General features: G+C 72.2%; 3 protein-coding genes. All 3 read right to left on the bottom strand.

The features are described 5' to 3' along the window. Nucleotides 1-103 precede the first annotated feature (103 nt). Nucleotides 104-925: an IS21-like element helper ATPase IstB gene (istB, locus tag ACZ3TS_RS42875; protein WP_467628661.1), complete on the bottom strand. Its 822-nt coding sequence runs from the start codon at nucleotides 923-925 to the stop codon at nucleotides 104-106. Next, on the bottom strand, nucleotides 922-1,182 hold the full coding sequence (locus ACZ3TS_RS42870) for a hypothetical protein (protein WP_467628658.1): 261 nt from the start codon (nucleotides 1,180-1,182) through the stop codon (nucleotides 922-924). Before ACZ3TS_RS42870 ends, istB begins: the two co-directional genes overlap by 4 nt. Continuing rightward, a partial coding sequence (locus ACZ3TS_RS42865) for a Mu transposase domain-containing protein (protein ID WP_467628655.1) occupies nucleotides 1,179-1,881 on the bottom strand: 703 nt, incomplete at its 5' end. The genes ACZ3TS_RS42865 and ACZ3TS_RS42870, both read right to left, overlap by 4 nt.

Here is a 1,881-nt window from a genome sequence, read left to right as displayed (position 1 = left end):
TGTCAAGGGACAGTAGGAACTCCCCACTGGCGGACAGTTAATCTCCCCGCTGGTGGACAGCGTTTCTCCCCGGTTGGGCAGTAGATCTCGGGGGGTGTGTTGGTCAGTCGAGGGGGACAACTCCGTGGCCGCCGGTGGCTTCGGTGAGCCGGTGGCTGTCACCGGTTGTGACGACGACGTGGGCGTGGTGCAGGAGCCGGTCGACGGTCGCGGTGGCGAGGGTCTTGGGCATGATCTCGTCGAAGCCGGAGGGGTGGAGGTTGGAGCTGACGGCCAGGCTTCGCCGCTCGTAGGCGGCGTCGACCAGGCGGTAGAAGCCCTCGGCGGCGTCGGCGGAGACCGGCAGGAGGCCGATGTCATCGACTATGACGAGATCAGTGCGGGTCAGTCGGGCGAACGCCTTGGTCACCGAGTCGTCGACGCGGTGGCGGCGGACGAGCCCGCCGAGGTCTTCGATGGTGAACCAGGCCACGGTCATCCCGGCGTCGACGGCGGCCTGTCCGAGGGCCTCGGTGAAGTGGCTCTTGCCCGTGCCCGACGGACCGACCACACAGAGGTTCTCCCGGCGGGCGACCCATTCCAGGGTGCGGAGCGCGGACTGGGTGGGGACCGGGATCGAGGACGCCTGCTCGTTCCAGATGTGGAAGGTCTTCCCGGTGGGGAACGCGGCGCGAGTGCGGCGGGTGCGCAGGTTCGCTGCCGCGCGGCCGGCGGCCTCTTCGGCCAGCAGCACCTTCACGGTCTCGGCCGGGTCCCAGCGCTGGGCCTTGGCGGTCGGGATGATCTCGGCCATCGCCCGGCGGATGTGCGGGAGCTTGAGCCGGCGGGTCAGCTCGATCGCTTCGTCGTAGGCGGCGCCGGAGACGGCGGCTGCGGCGGTGGCCGGGGCCGCGAGCCGGGGCGGGGCTGGGGTCTCGATGCTCATCGGGAGGACTCCTGGCAGGTCGTGGTGGTCGTGGTGGTCGTGGTGGACTGGGTGTGGTGCTTGTGCAGGTGCCAGCCGAGCAGTCCGGCGTGGTAGCCCAGGTCCCGCAGGATTTCGTGGGCGCCGTCGGTGTCGGCGTGTTCGTGCAGCTGCCGTTCGGCGGCGCGCAGGGTGCGCTGCAGGTCCGCGACCAGCCAGACCCGCAGGGGGACGCGGGCCCATTCGCCGGTGCCCGCGTCGTAGTCGGCGGCGCTCACGCGGTGCCCCCGAAGCCGCTCCAGGCACCGGTGCCCGGCTGCAGGCTGTGGTCTTCGCCGGCGCGGGTCGCGGTGTGCTCGCCGCTTTGGTCCGCCTGGTGGTCCAGGATCGAGCGCAGGTCGGCGGCGGCGAACCGGCCGGCGAGCGCGGCGGTGCCCAGCGCGCGGTCGACGGCGGCGGTGCTGCGCAGTTTGGCCAGGGCGACGGCCTCGGCCATGCGGGTGGCGATTAGCCGGACCCCGCCTGCGGCGGCCTCGGTCAGCCAGGCCTCGGCGCCGGGGCCCAGGGCCAAGAACTCCTCCTCGGCCGTGTTGGTGGCCCTGGCGGTGAGCAGGCCGCGCGCGGTGTGGGGGTAGTGCTCGTCGTGGATGCAGGGGTTGCCCGGGGTGGAGCGGGTGTGCCGGGCGACCTCGACCGCGGTGCCGTCGACGATGCCCGTCACGACGAGGTCGTCACCGTGGTAGCGGACCCACACGTTCTTGCCGGCCAGGGCGGAGGGGACTGAGTAGCGGACCTCGTCGACCTTGACGGTGGCCTCCTTCTCGTGGACCTTGCGGGTCTGGCCGAACGCGGCGGTGTAGGGGTTCTCGGGGACCGGGTGCAGCCGCTGCCGCTCCTGAGCCAGGGCCTGGGCCGGGACCTTCCGACTCTCGCGGTGGGTGCGGGCGTTGACCTCGGCGGTGAACGCGTCGCACGCC

The organism is Streptomyces sp. NPDC022910, from assembly GCF_055561075.1.
This window is presented reverse-complemented; position numbering and strand designations above follow the sequence as displayed.

Bases quoted from the DNA above. Each gene is read 5' to 3' on its own strand.
- istB (WP_467628661.1), bottom strand. From the start codon at position 925: ATGAGCATCGAGACCCCAGCCCCGCCCCGGCTCGCGGCCCCGGCCACC.